The sequence below is a fragment of the Sphingobacterium sp. JB170 genome (assembly GCF_900163865.1).
In the GTDB taxonomy this organism is placed as follows: domain Bacteria; phylum Bacteroidota; class Bacteroidia; order Sphingobacteriales; family Sphingobacteriaceae; genus Sphingobacterium.
The window spans coordinates 174,430-193,830 of sequence record NZ_FUKU01000067.1 but is presented as its reverse complement, the minus strand read 5'-3'; the positions used below and the strand labels follow the sequence as shown (position 1 = coordinate 193,830).

The 19,401-nt window shown below is 40.5% G+C and carries 19 protein-coding genes, 1 tRNA gene and 1 pseudogene; 13 read left to right on the top strand and 8 right to left on the bottom strand.

Features of this window, described 5'->3' with window-relative positions:
• Window positions 1–238 precede the first annotated feature (238 nt).
• From FM107_RS17835 to FM107_RS20305, 6 genes and pseudogenes are all read left to right on the top strand, one after another.
• A complete protein-coding gene (locus tag FM107_RS17835) occupies window positions 239–526 on the top strand; it encodes a hypothetical protein (protein ID WP_086949827.1) in 288 nt (95 codons plus the stop codon).
• Window positions 527–626: 100 nt separating this feature from the next.
• The gene (locus FM107_RS19430; protein WP_143559528.1) at window positions 627–908 is read left to right on the top strand and encodes a restriction endonuclease subunit S; all 282 of its coding nucleotides are present in this window, start codon (window positions 627–629) and stop codon (window positions 906–908) included.
• Between the two features lie 26 nt (window positions 909–934).
• Window positions 935–1,147, top strand: a complete 213-nt coding sequence (locus tag FM107_RS17825) for a hypothetical protein (RefSeq protein WP_086949825.1) — start codon at window positions 935–937, stop codon at window positions 1,145–1,147.
• Window positions 1,140–1,637: a type II CAAX prenyl endopeptidase Rce1 family protein gene (locus FM107_RS17820; RefSeq protein WP_086949824.1), complete on the top strand. Its 498-nt coding sequence runs from the start codon at window positions 1,140–1,142 to the stop codon at window positions 1,635–1,637. The genes FM107_RS17825 and FM107_RS17820 overlap by 8 nt, the downstream gene beginning before the upstream one ends.
• Before the next feature lie 493 nt (window positions 1,638–2,130).
• Window positions 2,131–2,352, top strand: a pseudogene (locus tag FM107_RS20310) (DUF1573 domain-containing protein); the annotation flags it as partial.
• A 32-nt stretch (window positions 2,353–2,384) separates the two neighbouring features.
• Complete coding sequence (locus tag FM107_RS20305; RefSeq protein ID WP_086949822.1) at window positions 2,385–2,576, top strand: PLDc N-terminal domain-containing protein; 192 nt, start codon at window positions 2,385–2,387, stop codon at window positions 2,574–2,576.
• A 35-nt stretch (window positions 2,577–2,611) separates the two neighbouring features.
• Here the strand turns inward: FM107_RS20305 and FM107_RS19615 are convergent, their stop codons facing one another.
• From FM107_RS19615 to FM107_RS17795, 3 genes are all read right to left on the bottom strand, one after another.
• Window positions 2,612–3,055, bottom strand: a complete 444-nt coding sequence (locus FM107_RS19615; protein WP_086949821.1) for a hypothetical protein — start codon at window positions 3,053–3,055, stop codon at window positions 2,612–2,614.
• A gap of 109 nt (window positions 3,056–3,164) precedes the next feature.
• Window positions 3,165–3,251: transfer RNA gene (locus FM107_RS17800), tRNA-Ser, on the bottom strand.
• Between the two features lie 108 nt (window positions 3,252–3,359).
• Entirely contained in the window at window positions 3,360–5,501 is a 2,142-nt protein-coding gene (locus FM107_RS17795; RefSeq protein WP_086949820.1) for an HD family phosphohydrolase, read from the bottom strand.
• 143 nt (window positions 5,502–5,644) lie between these two features.
• Between FM107_RS17795 and rpe the strand changes: the two genes are divergently transcribed.
• Together rpe and FM107_RS17785 are read left to right on the top strand one after the other, a co-directional pair.
• Window positions 5,645–6,316, top strand: a complete 672-nt coding sequence (rpe, locus tag FM107_RS17790; RefSeq protein ID WP_086949819.1) for a ribulose-phosphate 3-epimerase — start codon at window positions 5,645–5,647, stop codon at window positions 6,314–6,316.
• Window positions 6,317–6,555: 239 nt separating this feature from the next.
• Entirely contained in the window at window positions 6,556–8,823 is a 2,268-nt protein-coding gene (locus tag FM107_RS17785) for an aconitate hydratase (RefSeq protein WP_086949818.1), read from the top strand.
• A gap of 97 nt (window positions 8,824–8,920) precedes the next feature.
• Here FM107_RS17785 and dapA read toward each other — a convergent pair whose 3' ends face one another.
• The 4 genes from dapA to FM107_RS17765 form a co-directional block, all read right to left on the bottom strand.
• On the bottom strand, window positions 8,921–9,811 hold the full coding sequence (dapA, locus tag FM107_RS17780; RefSeq protein ID WP_086949817.1) for a 4-hydroxy-tetrahydrodipicolinate synthase: 891 nt from the start codon (window positions 9,809–9,811) through the stop codon (window positions 8,921–8,923).
• Window positions 9,812–9,825: 14 nt separating this feature from the next.
• On the bottom strand, window positions 9,826–11,850 hold the full coding sequence (gene ligA, locus FM107_RS17775) for an NAD-dependent DNA ligase LigA (protein ID WP_086949816.1): 2,025 nt from the start codon (window positions 11,848–11,850) through the stop codon (window positions 9,826–9,828).
• 120 nt (window positions 11,851–11,970) lie between these two features.
• On the bottom strand, window positions 11,971–13,002 hold the full coding sequence (locus tag FM107_RS17770) for a glycosyltransferase family 2 protein (protein ID WP_086949841.1): 1,032 nt from the start codon (window positions 13,000–13,002) through the stop codon (window positions 11,971–11,973).
• Complete coding sequence (locus FM107_RS17765; protein WP_086949815.1) at window positions 12,999–13,865, bottom strand: lysophospholipid acyltransferase family protein; 867 nt, start codon at window positions 13,863–13,865, stop codon at window positions 12,999–13,001. Before FM107_RS17765 ends, FM107_RS17770 begins: the two co-directional genes overlap by 4 nt.
• Before the next feature lie 76 nt (window positions 13,866–13,941).
• On the opposite strand from FM107_RS17765, the gene FM107_RS17760 reads away from it, so the two are divergent.
• The 5 genes from FM107_RS17760 (at window position 13,942) to FM107_RS17735 (ending at window position 18,664) form a co-directional block, all read left to right on the top strand.
• Entirely contained in the window at window positions 13,942–14,550 is a 609-nt protein-coding gene (locus FM107_RS17760) for a WbqC family protein (RefSeq protein ID WP_086949814.1), read from the top strand.
• Window positions 14,551–14,642: 92 nt separating this feature from the next.
• Complete coding sequence (locus FM107_RS17755) at window positions 14,643–15,317, top strand: hypothetical protein (protein WP_086949813.1); 675 nt, start codon at window positions 14,643–14,645, stop codon at window positions 15,315–15,317.
• Between the two features lie 242 nt (window positions 15,318–15,559).
• Window positions 15,560–15,886, top strand: a complete 327-nt coding sequence (locus tag FM107_RS20300; protein ID WP_086949811.1) for a transposase — start codon at window positions 15,560–15,562, stop codon at window positions 15,884–15,886.
• Between the two features lie 223 nt (window positions 15,887–16,109).
• Window positions 16,110–17,768, top strand: a complete 1,659-nt coding sequence (locus FM107_RS17740; protein WP_086949810.1) for an AarF/ABC1/UbiB kinase family protein — start codon at window positions 16,110–16,112, stop codon at window positions 17,766–17,768.
• 83 nt (window positions 17,769–17,851) lie between these two features.
• Entirely contained in the window at window positions 17,852–18,664 is an 813-nt protein-coding gene (locus FM107_RS17735; RefSeq protein WP_086949809.1) for an alpha/beta hydrolase, read from the top strand.
• 24 nt (window positions 18,665–18,688) lie between these two features.
• Here the strand turns inward: FM107_RS17735 and FM107_RS17730 are convergent, their stop codons facing one another.
• A complete protein-coding gene (locus FM107_RS17730) occupies window positions 18,689–19,306 on the bottom strand; it encodes a sugar O-acetyltransferase (RefSeq protein ID WP_086949808.1) in 618 nt (205 codons plus the stop codon).
• Between the last annotated feature and the right edge of the window lie 95 nt (window positions 19,307–19,401).

Sequence of the window (19,401 nt, the reverse complement as noted above, 5' to 3'; positions counted from 1 at the left end):
CAGAACTATAAGAATATTATTCAGCAATCAAATATGTAGTTCGTAGGGCGGATACGATGGTCAAAAATTTTACAGAACTACAATAAATACAATACTTGGTGGTTATGGAAATGGATTTGAACTTTCAGAAGATGGAGAAATATTAGAACTACCAGATTCAAATATTTCATCACTTTTAGAAGCGGATATTCCATCAAATGATGAGAATAATGTAACAAACAAAATCAGTTTAGCAGTTTTGAAATTTCGACGTCACAAATCAACTTTAGAGGACAGAAAAGATTCTATAAGAGAACTTGCTGATGTTTTAGAATTCTTAAGACCTAAAATCAAAACAGTTTTAGATGGAAAGGATGAAAAAGATTTATTCAATATTGCTAATAATTTCGGTGTAAGACATCATAATAACCAACAAAAAGTTGAATATGATAAACCTATATGGTATAGTTGGATGTTTTATTTTTATTTAGCTACAATTCATGCAATCCTTCGATTAATAGATAAACATAAAAAGCCTAGCATATAAAAACTAAGTTTTCCTTTATTGTCCTACTGGCAAAACGAAAACTTAGCTTTTAGCGTTAGTCTTTTATTTAATATTTTTTTCTCTAATTGACTGATCATTTCTGATTAAAGAACTTGATTTTATAACATATGCTAAGGCAGATTTTGATTATACAGTTTATATTTCAGGAGCAGCTCAACCAAAATTAACAAAGGAAAATGTTATGAATATTCTATTGATTGTTCCGTCTCTTCCTAAACAGGAAGCCATTGTTTTATATTTAGATGAAGTCACTACAAAAATAGACCAAGCCATTACACAAAAGCAAATTATTCAATTAAAAGAATACAAACAAAGCCTTATCAACAATGTAGTGACAGGGAAAGTAAGGGTAGCTTCTTAGGGTAGAGTATATTTAGATTACCAATTATGAACCTAAACCATTATAAAGCTTTAATACAATCCATGCCGGTATTAGATCAGGCATTTGTAGTCAAAGCTAACAATTGGGACAAGCAATTGCTTCCCGAACATTTAAGTGGTATTTTCAAAGAAGAGGCAGAGATTATGCTCAGCGTGGACTCTTTATTTTATATTTGCACAATTTGTGGGAAACTACCTGTAATTTTGATTTATGGATAAATATAGAATTTGTATCTTTTTAAAGATTAAAAATTTCTTTAATAGGTTTAACCTAGCACCTCTTTTCTTTATTTGTTTAGTTATAAAATTTTTTTTATCTGGATTGTTTGGGAATGTAATTTCTTCATTATTTCCAAATCAATTGGAACATTCAATATCAAAATTACCGACTTATGAAGCTTTCGCAGCAGCTTTTTTTTTCGCACCTCTTTTTGAAACTTTTATTTTTCAATTTTTATTTTTTTATGTAGGTGGAAAATTAAGATTAAATAATTTTCAAATTGTAATTATTTCTTCGATATTATTTGCTATTTCGCATCATACATCTTTGGCATATGTCGTATTAACCTTATTGTCCGGACTATTCTATAATATTGTATATCTCAATATTAAAGAAAAGTATGAAGTCGCAGTAGCTTTCTTTTTTATAGTCGGTATTCATGCAATCTATAATTTTGTGGTTTGGTGGAATATTTTTTTTATAAAATAAACGCATTCGCCCTCCGAACTAGATGTCCGTTGATTTCTTGAAGTTTTGCGGATACACTTATAAGTGATAACTGTCAAAGCAAGACCACGAAATAGCCATACTGTGCACATATTAAGGTGAAGGTTTATCGCGCTAGTAAATATGGGTGCTTTAGATCATTGCCGTAATGGACTTTGTAGCACCATGGATAACATGAGTCTACTGGGGCAGTCGGGTACGCAGTAAATGCAATCTTTCGTACATGAATGCACATCTGGATCATTCCTTGTTTCGGGATCTATACTACCGACTATTGGATGATTTGTCGCAAAAGAACATACACCGACGTTCAGAACTACATCAATTGATGGAATAGGTCTTCCTGATCGATGCTACGGTAATTCCACTTTGCCTGTCGATGTTTGATTGGGGGAGGGATCGTAATGTTAAAACTACATGCGATGCTGAATTATGAGGACTATATGCTTCCCTTTGTGCACATCACAGATGGCAAAACACAGACACGACTGTAGTAACAGTATCTGATATAAGAGAAAGTTGTGGATGTACGAAGGTGACATGGTCAAAAGGTCCTTTGCAACCTGGTCAAAAAAGTGACCTCAAGGTTCTTTTTGAGACAAAGGGTAAAATAGGCTTTCAGATGGAATATATTGCATTGATAATCAAAGGATCAGATGAACCCGTTATTGTAACATTTGAGGGAGAGGTTTTCTGAATTTTATTACTAGACTCATATTATCTTTAATTATGATATTTACATGGACTGAATTGTTTATACTCTTAATTGTCTTAGCTATATTTATTGTTTATCCAATTTGGGAAATCTATCACAGTCAAAAATTTACGATGGCTAATAAAATACAATGGTCTTTATTTCTAATAATATTTCCAATAGTAGGATTCATTTTGTACATAACTATGGGTAGGAATAAAATTTAGTTAGGTATTTCAGTATGTCGTAGCTCTATAAAATGCTAATTGTTCCGAATTTGCTTCTCCAATTTCTCTAAATGAATAAAAGTATTTGTGATTCCAAAGAGGAATTGGGTTTTTGGAGCGAGATTTCGTGATCTGCAATCTTCTATAAATTTGTCAATTGCTGAGGAGATTAACCAATATGTAGAAATTGAGTCTGCAAATATAATTTCATCTTTCTTTTTTTCAACTGCAGTTATAAATTCATTTTCAAGATCAGGGAAAAATGGGTTAAAACCATTTTTTAACTCTCCTAGTAGGTATTTGAGCATCTCCTGTATCTCCCTTTCCTTTTTTTCTATATCATGAATATAATTGATCCCACCCGATAACTCAAATCTCTTATAGGTGCTTTCGTTCGGTTGAAGATAATACAACGCGATAAACCATCCTCGTTTCGCTCGGACTATTTTTGGTTCTTTATATTTTGGTTTTGTTCCCATATTTTTAAAGAATTTCCCGGATCTATATTTTGGTGGGAGTTTTGGTGGGACTTTTATTCTTAAAAAATTAAAACCCGCTGATTTTCAGCGGGTTTTAATTCATCTTTTGCGGAGAGGGCGGGATTCGAACCCGCGGTACCGTTTCCAGTACGACAGTTTAGCAAACTGTTCCTTTCGGCCACTCAGGCACCTCTCCGTTTTTTCAACAGTGCAAACATAAATCAAATATTCCACTCTTCAAAGTCGTGAAATGTATTTTTTGATTATTTTCAATAACCATCTGAGGCTCAAAAAGATTTTTTTTCTAAGCGTTTTCTATGACAGATTTCTTGTTAACGTCGTAGTCAATCCGGATGTGATATATACTTTTTAACATAGATTTAAAAATATCAGAAACCTCCGTAAGGTCACGCATTGTTATGTTTGCATTTATGAATTGGCGCTGCGTTATTTTGTGATCGATAATTTTGTCAACCAAAGTGTTGATGGACTCTTCGGTTGGTTCTTTTAATGATCGCGAGGCTGCTTCCACGGAGTCAGCAATCATCAGTATTGCAGTTTCCTTAGAAAATGGTACTGGGCCGGGGTAGCGGAAAATGCTTTCGTCTACCAATTTTTCTGGATTATTTTTTACTGCCAAATTGTAAAAATAATCTACTTTTGTTGTTCCGTGATGTGTTCTTATAAAATCAATGACAACTTCCGGAAGAAGATTTTTTTTAGCCATTTCGAGTCCTTTAAGGACATGTGAAATGATGATTTGTGCAGATTGTTCAGGTGTAAGTTCGGCGTGCGGATTGGCCCCGGCTTTTTGATTTTCGATAAAGAAAAGAGGATTCTGCATTTTTCCGATGTCGTGATACAACGCGCCTGCCCGTACCAGTAGGGGATTCCCGCCGACTTTATAGACAGCAGCTTCAGCAAGATTTGCAACTTGGAGAGAATGCTGAAATGTCCCGGGTGCCTTCAGGGACAATTCTCGAAGAAGCTTAGAGTTACTATTTGTGAGTTCCATCAAGGTTAGATCCGATACAATGCCGAATAACCGTTCAAATGCATATATCAATGGATAAGCGAGTAGGGTTAACCCAACACTTACAATAAATGGTATGATATCTGACCAGTATATACTTTGCAGCGAACCGTTCCTTGTTAAAACTAACCCGATATAGGAAATGGTATAAGTGATTAAGATTAGGAGCGAGGAGATGAGGAATTGTTCCCGTTTTACAAGAGTTTTTATACTGTAAATTGCAACCATACCAGCGATAAATTGAAGAAAGACAAAATCATAACTGTTTGGTACAAACAACGCGGCAATGAGTACCATCAACAAATGTATATTCAAAGCCACTCGGGTGTCAAAAAGGACACGAAAAATAATTGGTACGCTACAATAGGGGATGTAATACAAACTGGGGATTTGTACATTTAGTGCCCACGATAGGACCCCGAGCATGGCAACAATAACTATTAATATGATGAATATAAGCCGGTTGTTCTCGAATATAGATGATCGAAAATAAAATAAGAACACCATTAACAGCGCCATACACGTCGAGATCATTATGAATTGTCCAAAGGCGACATAGCTTTGGTTGCCGCTGATGCGAGCCTCATCTTCGAAAACTTTACGTAATGATTCTATTTTCTGATAGGTTTCATTATTGATTGTCTTATCTTTTTCGGCGATCAGTTCACCTTTTTGTACGACACCACGTGTTGTTGAAATATTTGTCAACGCACTTTGTTCAATCTTATTGGTCAGATTTTCGTTGAAGATATAATTAATCGTAACGTATGCTTTAAGTGTCTCCGTGAACCACGTTTTTCGCCCTATTTTTTTGTTTTTTTCGATGCTGGCACTAATGTATTGATTCGCTGATTCGATTGTGAATATGTCGGCTGTGTTTTTTTGCTGGGCAATGTTTTCGTGCAGTAGCGTAAAGTTATACTGGCTTTTTGTATTATCGACTTCGCTCGGGTCCTCACCTTTGTTCTGATACCGATTATTTAATGAGACGATTCCTCGGTCATAGACATAGTTAAGCAGTGCGTTGCCAACTGCTTGGTAAACTTCCAAGCTCTGACCTTCGACAGAATCCATGTTGCTTATCTGCCATTTCTCTGGGATGTCGGTGTTAAATTGATCAATTTGTTCTTTGCTAGCACTAAGGTTTAGGTTATATATCGGTTGAACAGTTTTAAGTATCTGTTCCCGATCTTTAATCAGCTCCTGCTGCGTCTTGAGAATAGCAAAATTGTAGGGCGATATAAGGTTGTCGTGATTCCATGCTTTTCCTTTTTGGAATTCGTATCTAAAGCGAGGTTGTTTTGGCAAAAAGATACAGATGAGTACGATAGCCAAAATGATCATCGCAAACTTGATTATAAAGGAATTATTCTGAGTCTTCTCGTGTAGATAGTTTATTTTAAGTTTCGCCACGTTGGTGTCCTTTTGTTCTGTTTCACAATATTTAAAACAAATGTACTATTTATTGACGAATGCGTTAGGGTATTTAAATTATGAAAAACGCCGCAATTCGGAGTTGACTTGTGTATATTTGCAAAAAATTAAAATTCTTTAAGATGAAACACTTAATTGCTCCTTCGGTGTTGGCTGCAAATTTCGCTAAACTTTACGACGATATACAGATGGTCAATAAGAGTGAAGCAGATTGGTTCCATATCGATATTATGGACGGTGTCTTCGTGCCGAACATTTCTTTTGGTTTTCCCGTGATGCAGGCTATTGCAAAACACGCGGAGAAACCTCTTGATGTGCATTTGATGATCGTTGACCCAGATCGATATTTGACGGCATGTAAAGAATCAGGAGCCGAAATAATCACGGTGCATTATGAGGCATGCACGCATCTTCATCGGACATTAGCTGCTATCAAGGAACTGGGGTGCAAGGCCGGTGTTGCTTTAAACCCACATACACCGGTAAGCTTATTGCGAGACGTTATTCAAGATGTCGATTTGGTTTGTTTGATGTCTGTAAACCCGGGGTTTGGGGGACAGAAATTTATTGATCGTACATACGCTAAGATTAGCGACCTTAGGACGATGGCCGCTGGGATAAATGACGCGTTGTTGATTGAAATCGATGGCGGTGTGGGAGATAAAAATGCTGCATTGTTGTTAGAAGTGGGTGCCGATGTGCTGGTAGCAGGTAGTAGCGTTTTTTCTGCTGAAAGCCCAACCGAAGCAATACGGAGCCTTAAAAATGTTGTACATGGTGCACAACAAGTTTAGGACAAGAATTTAAAAAGGGCATTTGCCCTTTTCTTATAAATACCGGTTCTGGAAAAGAATATTTTTGAAAAAAAGATGGACTTGTCATTGGGTTCACGTCTTGTTTGGATTTATTCCAAATTAGTACGTAGCTTGACTTAAGACTACTTTTAACCTATTCTTTTTTGTATTTTTGTGTTAATCAAAATCGATAATCGATTTAGTTTTAATTGAGTACATTAAATAATAATTAATAATAAATGGCTTTTGATATTGAAATGATCAAAAAGGTTTACGGCCAATATAACGAGCGCATTGCAGCTGCTCGTAAAGTGGTTAACAAACCTTTGACCCTATCTGAGAAGATTTTGTATACTCACTTATGGGATGGAAGTGCGACTGAGGCATATGAACGTGGTAACTCTTACGTTGATTTCACTCCAGACCGTGTAGCTATGCAAGATGCGACAGCGCAAATGGCATTGTTACAATTTATGCAGGCTGGACGTCCGAAAGTGGCAGTACCTTCGACGGTGCACTGTGACCACTTAATTCAAGCAAAAGAAGGAGCAGAAAAAGATTTAACACGCGCCAGGAACGAGAGTTCAGAGGTGTTTGACTTCTTATCTTCAGTTTCAAATAAATATGGCATCGGTTTTTGGAAACCAGGTGCCGGTATTATTCACCAAGTAGTTTTGGAAAACTACGCGTTCCCAGGCGGTATGATGATCGGTACCGATTCGCACACCGTGAATGCGGGCGGTCTAGGTATGGTTGCTATTGGAGTTGGTGGTGCGGACGCATGTGATGTAATGGCTGGACTTCCATGGGAACTTAAATTTCCAAAATTAATTGGTGTTAAGTTAACGGGTAGCTTAAGTGGATGGGCTTCGGCGAAAGATGTGATTTTAAAAGTTGCTGGTATTCTAACTGTAAAAGGTGGTACCGGTGCGATCGTTGAATATTTTGGTGAAGGTGCAGAATCTTTGTCATGTACTGGTAAAGGTACTATCTGTAACATGGGGGCAGAGATTGGAGCAACCACGTCTACTTTTGGTTATGATGCATCCATGGAACGTTATTTGCGCGCAACAGATCGTGCCGAGGTTGCTGATGCTGCAAACGCAATAAAAGAGCATCTATCTGCAGATCCAGAGGTATATGCGGATCCGGAAAAATATTTTGACCAATTGATTGAAATTAACCTTTCAGAATTGGAACCTTCGTTGAACGGACCTTTCACACCAGATTTATATACGCCTGTCTCTCGTATGGCTGAAGAAGCCGAAAAGAACGGCTGGCCGCTGACTGTAGAATGGGGGTTGATTGGATCATGTACGAACTCTTCGTATGAGGATTTAACACGTGCAGCTTCTATTGCGAAGCAAGCTATTGACAAAGGTTTGGTTACTAAAGCTGAATTCGGTATTAACCCGGGTTCCGAGCAAGTACGTTACACGGCTGATCGTGATGGATTACTTAAAACGTTTGAGGATTTAAACGCAACAATATTCACAAATGCTTGTGGACCATGTATTGGAATGTGGGATCGTGAAGGAGCTGATAAGCAAGAGAAAAACACAATTGTACACTCGTTTAACCGTAACTTCGCTAAGCGCGCTGACGGCAACCCGAATACGTTCGCTTTTGTGACCTCTCCAGAAATGGTGGCGGCAATTGCAATTTCAGGTAACTTAGGTTTTAATCCGGTTACAGATACGCTGACAAATAAAAATGGTGAGCAAGTAAAACTGGATCCACCTACAGGTGAGGAACTTCCAGAAAAGGGTTTTGCTGTTGAGGACGCGGGCTACCAAGCGCCAGCAGCCGACGGAACAGGTGTTGAAGTGAGTGTTGCATCGACTTCTGACCGACTTCAAATCTTAGAGCCATTTACGGCATGGGAAGGTACAGACTTGAAAGGATTGAAACTGTTGATCAAAGCAAAAGGTAAGTGTACGACGGATCACATTTCTATGGCTGGACCTTGGTTGAAATATCGTGGTCACCTGGATAATATATCAAACAACATGCTTATCGGCGCGGTGAACTTCTTCAACGACAAAACGGATTTAGTGAAAAGCCAAATAAGTGGTGAGTACGGACCTGTTCCAGCAACACAGCGTGCATATAAAGCTGCAGAGGTTGGTTCTATTGTAGTTGGAGATGAAAACTACGGAGAAGGTTCATCACGTGAGCATGCTGCCATGGAGCCGCGTCACCTAGGTGTTCGTGCCGTTCTTGTAAAATCATTTGCGCGTATTCACGAAACAAACTTGAAAAAACAAGGAATGCTTGGATTGACGTTTGCAAACAAAGATGATTACGAGAAGATTCAAGAAGATGATACGATCGATATTGTAGGATTAACAGAATTTGCGCCAGGTAAGCCGTTGACTATCGTCTTACACCATGCAGATGGTTCTACAGATGAGATCTTAGCGAATCATACTTATAATGCGCCACAAATTGAGTGGTTTAAGGCTGGTGGAGCGTTGAATATTATTCGCAGGAACCAAGTCAAATAAAAATTATTGTATAATAAAAACGCCTCTCAAAACTAATTTGAGAGGCGTTTTTATTTTCCGACGTCTCGTTCTCCAATTAGGGAATCAAAGCGTATTTTTAGGCAAGCTGTTTGATTTCGGCCATAGCGGTACGAATTGCCTGCTGTGTAGCTGTGCTGACCGGGACTAATGGTAATCGTACCTGGTCTGATGCTATCACGCCGAGTTCTTTTAATATAAATTTTACGCCGCAGGGGTTTCCTTCAATAAAACATAGATCTATTAACTTAAGCAACGAGTTATGTACGGGCCGCGCTTGTTCGTATTGGTTGCCAATACAAAGAGCAGTTAATGATTTTACGCTTTGTGGGTAGGCATTTCCCACAACAGAAATAACGCCAACAGCACCCAAGGCAATCATAGGAAGGGTGATGGGATCATCTCCGGAAATCACTTGAAAAGTACTTGGTTTGTTACGAAGGATTTCATTAAAATGATTAAAGTTTCCCGATGCGTCTTTGGTTGCAATGATGTTAGGATGGTCCATCGCTAAGCGAATGGTCGTCTCGGGGCTGATGTTGCTTCCCGTGCGTCCGGGTACATTGTATAAAATTACCGGAATTTTGGACGCAGTAGCGATAGCATTATAATGTTGGTAGATCCCTTCCTGTGAGGGTTTGCTGTAATATGGAGATACGGAAAGTATAGCGCAAAATCCTTCTGTGTCGAATGCATTTAGTTGTTCAACCACTTCGTGTGTATTGTTGCCCCCAATACCCGCTACCAAGGGCACTCTATTGCTAACTTGCTTCACGGTGAAATCAAACACTTGTTTTCGTTCTTGCGCGCTTAATGTTGCTGTTTCTCCGGTGGTACCTAGTGAGACCAGGTAATCCATACCTTGTTCGATTTGGTATTCGATTAGGTTGGCTAATGAATCAAAGTCGATCGTTCCCTCTACATTAAAAGGCGTAACCAGTGCCACGCCTGCTCCTTGAAGCTCGTTCATTTCTCGTATTTTATTTAATTGTCTTGATTAATCATTTTAATAATTTCATCTTCCGAAATAATAGGAATCTGAAGTTTCTCTGCCTTGGCTAGTTTTGATGGCCCCATCTTGTCGCCCGCAACCAAGTAGTTTAGTTTTGCCGATATGGACGATACTATTTTACCTCCATGTGATTCAATGAGATGGGTCAGCTCCTCTCTGGAGTAATTCGCAAATACGCCAGATATTAGGAATGATTTGTTGGAAAGGCTGTTCCCAGCAAGTATACGTTCTTGTTCGACGACTGCGAATTGAAGTCCCGCAGCTTTTAGTTTTTCTAATTCTAATTGGTGCACTGGGTCATGCAGGTAGTCGAACACACTCATTGCGATCCGCTCACCTACATCTGGTACAGCCGCAATGTCGGCTATGGTTGCGTCATTCATGGCTTGTATGTTTTTGAAGTACGCGGCTAATTTTTTTGCCGTTGTATCTCCAACATGCCGTATGCCTAATGCAAAAAGCACTTTTTCAAACGGTTTGCTTTTCGATTCTTCAATTCCGGTGAGCATATTTTCGATTGATTTTTCACCAAATCGCTCTATCTTTTTTAGCTGTTCGCGTTGTTCGGATAGCGAGTAGATATCCGTGATTTTTGAAAGTAGCCCTAGTTGGAAGAACGTTGCTATTGTTTCATTCCCTAGTCCCTGGATGTCCATCATCTTGCGACCAATAAAATGCTTCAACTTCCCTACAATTTGCGGTCGGCATCCGTCTTCGTTTGGGCAGTAGTGCACCGCTTCCCCCTCCTGACGAATCAGTTGTGTTCCGCATTCTGGGCAGTGCGTCGGGTAGACGATGGCCAGCGTATTTTTTGCTCGCTTTTCGTTATTGATGCCGATGATTTTTGGAATAATTTCTCCACCTTTCTCCACAAATACGGTGTCCCCTTCGTGCAGATCGAGGCGCGCTATTTCGTTGGCGTTGTGGAGTGATGCTCGTTTTACCGTTGTTCCGGCAAGTAGTACAGGTTTTAAGTTAGCGACAGGCGTTACAGCGCCGGTACGCCCCACTTGGTAGATGATGCTATTTAAAGTGGTCTCCACGCACTCTGCTCTGAATTTGTAAGAGATAGCCCAGCGTGGTGATTTCGCGGTAAAGCCCAGCTCTTCTTGCTGAGCATAATCATTTACTTTGATGACAATGCCATCGATGTCGTACGATAATTGATGACGCTGTGTGTCCCAATGAGAGATAAAAGACAAAATATCCTCGATACTGTTGCATAGTTTGGTGTGTTCGCAGGTTTGGAAACCCCATTCTTTGACAGCTTGTATACTTTCCCAATGGCCGGGGAATTGCTTTGCCCGGTTTTCACAGTATAAAAAGTATAGAAAGCAGTCTAGCGGACGTTTCGCAACTTCTTTGGGATCTTGCAGTTTAATTGTTCCGGAGGCAAAATTCCTAGGGTTGGCATAAGTTTGCTTCCCGTCTTGCTCGCGGCCCTTATTCAGCCGCTCGAATGCTTTGCGATGCATGAATATTTCGCCCCGAATTTCGAACAGCTCTGGGTAGCGTCCTGGGTGCAGATTATGGGGGATGCTACGAATCGTCTTAACATTATTGGTCACTTCATCTCCCTGGGTGCCATCGCCACGTGTCACTGCGCGTATCAATTTACCATTTTGATAGGTGATGGAAATGGATAGGCCATCGAATTTTAGTTCGCAGACATATTGCACTTGGTCGCCAACGACTTTTCGCACACGCTCATCAAAGTCACGTAATTCCTGTTCGTTATAGGTGTTGCCAAGCGAGAGCATGGGCCAGCGGTGCTGGACCGTGTTGAATTTATGTGTAATGTCTCCACCTACTTGCTGGCTAGGGGAATTAGGGTCTTTAAATTGTGGGTATTGCGCTTCTAAAGCTTCAAGTTCTTTTAGTTTTTGGTCAAAATTATAATCAGAAATCTCCGAATTGGCGAGCACATAATATTGATAATTATAGTCGTTGAGCTCGTTGGTGAGCTGTATAATTTTTTCCTGAACTTCTGCTAACATAGTCAGCAAAATTAAGAAATAAATGCCTTAAATAAATTAAAAACGGTGTTTTTTAGAAACACGCAAACTCGCGTACAAATTCCAGATCGGCGGATTTAGTATTCTTCGATAAAGGATTTGTTATTTAAAATTTTCAACTTTTAAATTGGCGAATTTCCGGATTTTATTCACATAAAAGCCCCAAATGACGCTGCGCTTATAAAATCCAGTTAAGTTGCCTTTGCCCGGATACCCTTTTCGTTTTGCTGCATTTTTGAAAAGATGCAAGAAGAAAAACTGATGTGCACGGGAGATTGCCCACGCATCACGTGGTTTCCCGTCGATTAAAAACTTTATTGCCGCAAATAAATCGAGCCATAATCGCACGAATATTATCCAAAAACCAAGCGCTAGGTGCGTGTTTTTTTGCACCATTACCAGGTTGTTACGAAAGTTGAGGTAGGTTTTTTGGGGATTACTAGTATTTAGTGTACCCCCACCAACATGATATATCGTCGATTGGGCGACGTAACCGATTCGGTGCCCCATTCGTTTTAGACGCCAGCATAAATCGATTTCTTCCATATGTGCGAAAAAGTCAGCATCGAATCCATCTGCAGCCTTCCAGGCGTCACTATGGATAAATAGTGCAGCCCCGGTCGCCCAGAAAACTTCACAGTTGTCGTTGTATTGACCATTATCTTTCTCCACGACATGCATCATGCGTCCGCGGCAGAAGGGGTAGCCATATAAATCGATAAATCCACCTGCAGCGCCTGCATGTTCGAAAAACCCTTTTTGATGCATGGCAATGATCTTGGGCTGGGCCGCGACCATCCCAGGCTCCGTCTCTAGGTATTCGATTACGGGTTCAATCCAGTTGGGCGTTACCTCCACATCGGAATTGAGGAGGACGTAATAGTCGGCTTCCACCTGTTTTAATATTTCATTATAGCCTCCTGCAAAACCCAAGTTCGTCGCGTTGCAAATTATTTTTATGGAAGGATAATTTTCGGCTACATAGGACACCGAGTCATCAGTAGAGGCGTTGTCACCAAGAATAAATTCAATATTAGGGTAGGTGCTATTGTACACCGAGGGAAGAAATTTTTCCAAAAAAAATCTACCGTTCCAGTTTAAGATTACTACAGCAACTTTAGGCATGTTTTTCATGATCTTCGTTTTCGTTTCCATCGGCGGTGTGACCATAACCAATACTCAGGCTGTTCTCTTATCATTTGTTCTGTAAAACGGTTATGGATATGCGTAATCTCATGCTCGGGATAATCGTCTGGATTTTCAACGAGCGTGGTGAATTTAAAATAATAATAACCTCGTTTCTTTTTGCGGCCGACGTGACAATAAACAACGGGGCTTTTTGTAAGCCGCGCAATACGTTCGGCGCCCGTGAAGACTAGAGTCTCCTGATTGAGGAATTCCATGAAGTAGTCGGAATCTTGATAGGTTGGCGTTTGATCGGCCACGAATACGCTGATGAACGGCGTGGCTTTTAACCGCACGACATGCCGTAAAATTTGCTTCATCGGGACCATTGTGGCACCTAGGCGGCCACGCAGTTGATTGTATGCCGCGTTAAAGTATACGTTATTTAAGGGTTTGTAGACGACCAGTCGCGGGTGATCAGTCATGGTGGACATGCGGTATATCGCTAATTCCCAATTGCCGTAATGTGCGGTCACCCCAATAACACCTTTCCCTTGATCGAAGTGTTTCTGTATCTCTTGTACATTTACTATTTCGATCCGTTCATTTACCTGTTTTTTTGTCATTGTCGCCATTTTCATGGTTTCCACAATAAGGTCGGGCAAGAAGCGGTAGAATTTTTTGGCCAATTCGAGGCGCTGCTCTTCGGTTTTGTCCGGAAAAGCATTTTTTAAGTTCGTTAATACCACATTTTTCCTATATCCGATAATATAGAAAAGTATATAATAAAGAAAATCGGAAAAGCAATACAAAAACCAAAATGGCAAAAGCGACATGATATAGAGTACTACTGAAATGCTTCTTTTTCTCATGAACAGGGTCAAATTCCTTAGATTGAATGCAAATATCCCTAAATAAGTTTACTTTTGCCTAAAATAGTTAAAATCGATGGAATCACAATTGCTTTTACCCGCTTTTTATTTACCTCCAGTGTCTTATTTTCATACAATTAAGAGCGCTGGACTGCATTTATTGCTGGATCGTTTTGAACATTACCCGAAGCAAACCTACCGCACGCGAGCAAAAATCGGTACCGCAAATGGCATTTTAGAACTGTTTGTTCCAATTGTACACGGACGGAAAGAACATGTTGCGATGAAAGACGTGCGTATTAACTATGAATTTGATTGGCAGCGCTTACATTGGATGAGCTTGCAAACGGCCTATCGTAGTTCTGCTTTTTTTGAGTTTTATGAAGACGATTTTGCCGATTTTTATACCAAAAAGCATAGCTTTCTATTTGATTTTAATGTTCTTCAACTAGAATTAATATTAAAATGCTTGAAGCTGAATTGTACCTTGACATATACAGAATCTTATCAAGACGTGCAGTCTGGGCCTGACCTGAGACGGGCGATACACCCTAAAAAACAAAACCTTTGGGCTGATCACAAACCTTATCATCAGGTTTTTCAGGATAAGAACGGTTTTTTGTCGGATTTGAGTATTGTCGATCTACTCTTTAACCAAGGTCCGCAAAGTAAAAGTTATCTGTAAATTTCAGCCGTTTCGTTTATTTTTGCAAAATAGGACGCTGTTGTTAAACTTTCTAATGCGTTTGCTGTTTTAGATTAAATAACAATCGATTGATGAAAAGAATTTTCGTTTTATTAGCAATTCTTGCTTTTTTACAAGATTTATCCTCTGCACAGACGGCCACGGATACGCTGCATTACCGTAAAATTTATTACATGGGCGGGACAGGGTTGTCCTTTCCTATCGGCCGAACTTCGAAGGCGCTGAAGACAAACTTATTTTCAGGAAGTGCCGGGCTAGATATTGCCCTGAAGAACCGCAGTTATTTCCTGATGCCAACCTTGTATATGTTAAATTTCGGTTACAAACAACAGATCAAAGATCCGGCATATAATTCGATGGTCTATAATGGTAAAGCGAGCTTCTATCTATTGAGCTTGGCGGCCGGAAAACGCAAGCAGTTCAAACGGCTCAATACCTATTCCTACGTGGGACCGGCTTTTGGTTTGCAGACTGAACCGCGCGCCGATGTGGTTGGTGATATGGTGAAAATGAAGAACAAAAAATCGTGGACGTTGGCTGGAAAAATTGGTTTGGGCGCAGATTATAAGTTCCCTGGTTTTTTTATTGGAGGTGAATTAGGTTATCTTTATAGTGTCCGGAAGATTGAGGGAAACCCAGTACAGTTTTTAACAATCATGATTGGGTTAAAATCAGATATCACGGGGCTTAGTAAAAAAGTCACTGATGTGATCGGGGTGGAGACGTATGAAATAGATAAACACTAAAAATAGAAAAGTATTTGTTTTAATTTATAACACTATTTGTATCATAACACTTCGTCAATACGCAAAATAAACCGGGGTAACAGATATAACCGCATGGAACATGTTTCAAAGAAGCGTTATACAAAACGCATACAAGCTACCGGTGGCACTATAATAGTTCCCGATCCAATTTCTGCTGTAAAAACAGAAACGGTGGCCATTTACGCTAGCGTGTCGTCTTTTGAAAATAAGTCCAACTTACTATCCCAATCAAAAAGACTTCAAGAGTTCTGCTTATTAATAGAAAAAATCATAAATCAAAAACAAATGAAAATGTAGGAATAAAAACATTTGCCGTACAGTCTGACGGTGTTGAGGTGTCTGCTAATAAGTTTTTCAGAGAAAGCCAATCTGTATTACGAAGAATGCAAAGAAACCTTAGCTGGAAGAATATAGGAAGTAACCGAAGAATTAAGCAAAGATTAAAGGTTGGTAGAGTATACGAGAAAGTGGTCAATAAAAGTATTCATTTCCGTCAAGAATACTCAACTAGACTTGTCAATGAATTCGACGCCGCTGTGGTTACATGAAGAAAGACTTAAAATTAGCAGATAGAAACTGGGTTTTCCAAGGGTGTGGAGAGATTCAGGACAGAGGCCTAAGTGTAGCTAAATATTGATAGAGTAGGAGTTAATGCTCTCTATAATCAGTCGCAGAGCGAATATAAAGCTATCTTGTTAGGCATTTACGGTGAGGCGATTACAGTTAAGTAGGATAGAATTCTATAAAATCTATAATTATAAAGATTAGACTATGTATGGATTTAATAAAATTAAGCGTGTAGGGCAGATTCTCCAGATTCTTTCTAAACACGGGTTTGAAGAAGCAATTTCCAGATCGAATATCGATCGCATAATCCCCGAAAGTTTTTTACTTTGGAATAGTCATACCAAACGAATTTTCCAGGAAGATTTTAATGTACGTGTGCGCCTTGCTATTGAGGAACTAGGTCCAGCGTTTATTAAGTTCGGTCAGATGCTCAGCAATAGGGCGGACGTTATCCCCGATGACTTGCGGCTGGAGCTTGTCAAGTTGCAAGACGACGTGCCGGCTGAGCTTATTGATATTGAACAAAGGATTTGCGAGTCGTTGCGCTTAACATCCGTCTCAGACCATTTCCTTTCCATCGACAAAGACCCCTTAGCCGCGGCATCGATCGCCCAGGTGCACCGGGCGGTTCTTCTTGATGGCTCTCAGGTGATCTTGAAGGTTAAACGTAAAGGAATTGATGAGCTCGTACGGACGGATTTATCCTTTTTGGAAGACCTCGTTAAGCTCTTACGGAGCAAATATGAGGCAATTCAGAAGATTAACCTCTATGAAATCGTACAGTCTTTTGCTAATTCGCTGCATGGCGAGCTTTCCTTTATCAATGAGCTGAATAATGTCGAACGATTTCGCCGGCACTTTAGCGAGAGTAAGCAGGTGTATGTTCCTAAAGTCTACCGCGCTTACTCGAACGATGAGATTCTTTGTTTGGAATTTATCGACGGGGTGAAGATTAACGATATCCAAGGCCTCGAGAGGTACCATCTAAATGCTAAATCGGTATTACAGAATTGTCTTGATTTGTATCTAGAGCAAGTCTTGCATCACGGGTATTTCCATGCGGATCCCCATCCGGGCAATGTATTTGTAAATAATAAAGGGCAGATCGTATTTATCGATTTTGGATCCATGGGCTCGATGATTCCACAAGATCGGGATCTCATTGAGGGGATGGTAATGAACTTCCTAATGAGCGATGCTCGTGGGCTTATTCGTAATATCAAAAAACTTGCTGTGGTGCATTATATCCAAGATGAGCGGCAACTCGAACGCGATGCGTACGAAATCTTTCAGATGTTAGAGGAGAATATCTTGGAAGATATCCAGATCACTGTGATGCTCCAAAAGCTAAACAACGTGCTGCAGAATAATAGTATCCTCATGCCGGACTTTGTATACATCCTTTTAAGAGGGGTATCTATACTGGAGGGGACCGGTAGACAGCTTGACGCAGGACTGAATATTCCGGAAAGCATCGCCCCGTTTGCCGACAAAATTGCGGCGGAGAAAATGACGGTTTCTTACCTCAAGAAGCAGCTTATACAGAAAGGGACGCTTTTAAAGGAAGTACTCACCGACGTTCCGGAAGATCTCATTTTGCTGCTGGAGAAGGCTAAAACGGACCGGTTAACGTTGAACCATAAGATTCAGGATTTCGATATGTTGCAGTTGGTGTTCCATCGTATAGGTAACAAGTTTCTCCTTTCGATATTGGCAATGACTTTCGGCGTGGGTGCTAGTATACTCGCGCACGGCCGTGTAGGGTATTTAATATGGGGCATGCCGATTCTATCATGGCTCGGCTTTATTGTGAGCTTTTTGCTTTCGGGTATTCTTCTAGCCTACCTGATCCGTAGTAAATAATAGTTTTTATTTTATGCTTCGGCTCGCTCAGAGCGGCCAGAATTTTACGATTTTTTGGTATCTTCGTCTAATAACGCACACAAATGAGAGCTTTCATTCTTACTTTTATATTTATTGGTAATTTTCTGCTGAGTTTTTCGCAGCAGGTAGCGTATAAAACAGATACTAATATACTATATGTTCAAGCGCCCGAATCCGAATACCAATCTACGCGTTGTAGGTTAGATATCCATTACCCTACCTCGGGTGAAAAACGGCCCATTATTATCTGGTACCACGGGGGAGGGCTCACGGGCGGAGAACGCGAAGTGCCCGATTTCCTGCGGGAAAAAGGCTATGTTATTGTGGGTGTAGGATACCGGTTTGCCGATCGGGTGAAAGTGGAACAAGTCATCCAAGACGCCGCCAAAGCGGTAGCATTTATGGCACGCGCGGGAGGCAAGTATAGCGGCGATACGTCCAAGATTTTCTTGTCGGGTCATTCTGCGGGAGGTTACTTAGCGCTTATGCTAGGGCTGAATAAGGATTATCTGGAACGCGAAGGTTATGATGCCGACAAGCTGGTAGGTGTAATATCATTTAGTGGACATGGAATTACCCATTTTGCAGCTAGAAAGGAACAAGGTATTCCCGAGAAGCAGCCCATTATCGATGAGTACGCACCTCTATTCTGGGTTCGTAAAAGTCCAGTTCCATTTGTGTTACTTACCGGAGATCGGGAGTTGGAAATGCTCGGCCGCTATGAGGAGAATGCTTATTTAAAAAGGATGTTACTTCTCGCTGGCCATCAGGATGTAAAACTCATGGAGTTTCAGGGGTATGGCCATGGCATGACCCACCCTGGGTTCCCTATTCTACTTCAGGAGATGGAACGCATATTAAAGGCGCAACGCTAGTAAGCCCCCGCGGCTGTTTCTGTGTTAATGCCCCTCTGGGAATCGCTCTTGTTTGAAATAGTACGTTTTGTCACGCTCGGATATCGGCCGGAGAACTTTGCAGGGGTTACCCGCTGCAACTACATTAGCCGGGATATCTTTGGTGAGGACCGAGCCAGAACCAATAACCGTATTGTCACCGATGCGTACCCCGGGATTTACGACCGTATTACCTCCGATCCACACATTATCACCGACCGTTATTGGTTTAGCATATTCCCATGCCGCGTTGCGGTAATCAGCGTCAATCGGGTGACCGGGCGTAAATAGGGAGACGTTGGGCCCGAACATGACATTATCACCAATAGTTACTGGCGCGCTGTCAAGAATCGTAAGGTTGAAGTTCGCGTAGAAATTATCACCAACAGATATGTTAAATCCGTAATCAATACGCAAAGGTGGCTCAACATACAAACGGCTCGTTGTTTTAGCAAATAGCGATTTTAATATCTGCGCGCGCTGTTTTATTTTCGAGGGTTCAAGGTTGTTGAAGATGCTCATCTGCTCGCGTGCACGTAGCCGGTCCAAGGCCAGTTCCTTTCCCGAAGGCTGGTGAAGCTCTCCGTTAATCATTTTTTGCTTCGCTGTTTTTTCGTTTTCCATATTTTAGGGGAAAGTAGTAAAAAAGAGTAACTAGGGGAAATATTTTTTGCGCTTGCTGGAATTGGCCTATCTATTTTAGAATTAGTACTTTTGAT

Bases quoted from the DNA above. Each gene is read 5' to 3' on its own strand.
- FM107_RS17760 (WP_086949814.1), top strand. From the start codon at position 13,942: ATGGAATCACAATTGCTTTTACCCGCTTTTTATTTACCTCCAGTGTCT.
- dapA (WP_086949817.1), bottom strand. From the start codon at position 9,811: ATGAACGAGCTTCAAGGAGCAGGCGTGGCACTGGTTACGCCTTTTAAT.
- FM107_RS17730 (WP_086949808.1), bottom strand. From the start codon at position 19,306: ATGGAAAACGAAAAAACAGCGAAGCAAAAAATGATTAACGGAGAGCTT.
- FM107_RS17755 (WP_086949813.1), top strand. From the start codon at position 14,643: ATGAAAAGAATTTTCGTTTTATTAGCAATTCTTGCTTTTTTACAAGAT.
- FM107_RS17735 (WP_086949809.1), top strand. From the start codon at position 17,852: ATGAGAGCTTTCATTCTTACTTTTATATTTATTGGTAATTTTCTGCTG.
- ligA (WP_086949816.1), bottom strand. From the start codon at position 11,850: ATGTTAGCAGAAGTTCAGGAAAAAATTATACAGCTCACCAACGAGCTC.
- FM107_RS17770 (WP_086949841.1), bottom strand. From the start codon at position 13,002: ATGAAAAACATGCCTAAAGTTGCTGTAGTAATCTTAAACTGGAACGGT.
- FM107_RS17820 (WP_086949824.1), top strand. From the start codon at position 1,140: ATGGATAAATATAGAATTTGTATCTTTTTAAAGATTAAAAATTTCTTT.
- FM107_RS17785 (WP_086949818.1), top strand. From the start codon at position 6,556: ATGGCTTTTGATATTGAAATGATCAAAAAGGTTTACGGCCAATATAAC.
- rpe (WP_086949819.1), top strand. From the start codon at position 5,645: ATGAAACACTTAATTGCTCCTTCGGTGTTGGCTGCAAATTTCGCTAAA.
- FM107_RS17740 (WP_086949810.1), top strand. From the start codon at position 16,110: ATGTATGGATTTAATAAAATTAAGCGTGTAGGGCAGATTCTCCAGATT.
- FM107_RS19615 (WP_086949821.1), bottom strand. From the start codon at position 3,055: ATGGGAACAAAACCAAAATATAAAGAACCAAAAATAGTCCGAGCGAAA.
- FM107_RS20305 (WP_086949822.1), top strand. From the start codon at position 2,385: ATGATATTTACATGGACTGAATTGTTTATACTCTTAATTGTCTTAGCT.
- FM107_RS17825 (WP_086949825.1), top strand. From the start codon at position 935: ATGAACCTAAACCATTATAAAGCTTTAATACAATCCATGCCGGTATTA.
- FM107_RS17765 (WP_086949815.1), bottom strand. From the start codon at position 13,865: ATGAGAAAAAGAAGCATTTCAGTAGTACTCTATATCATGTCGCTTTTG.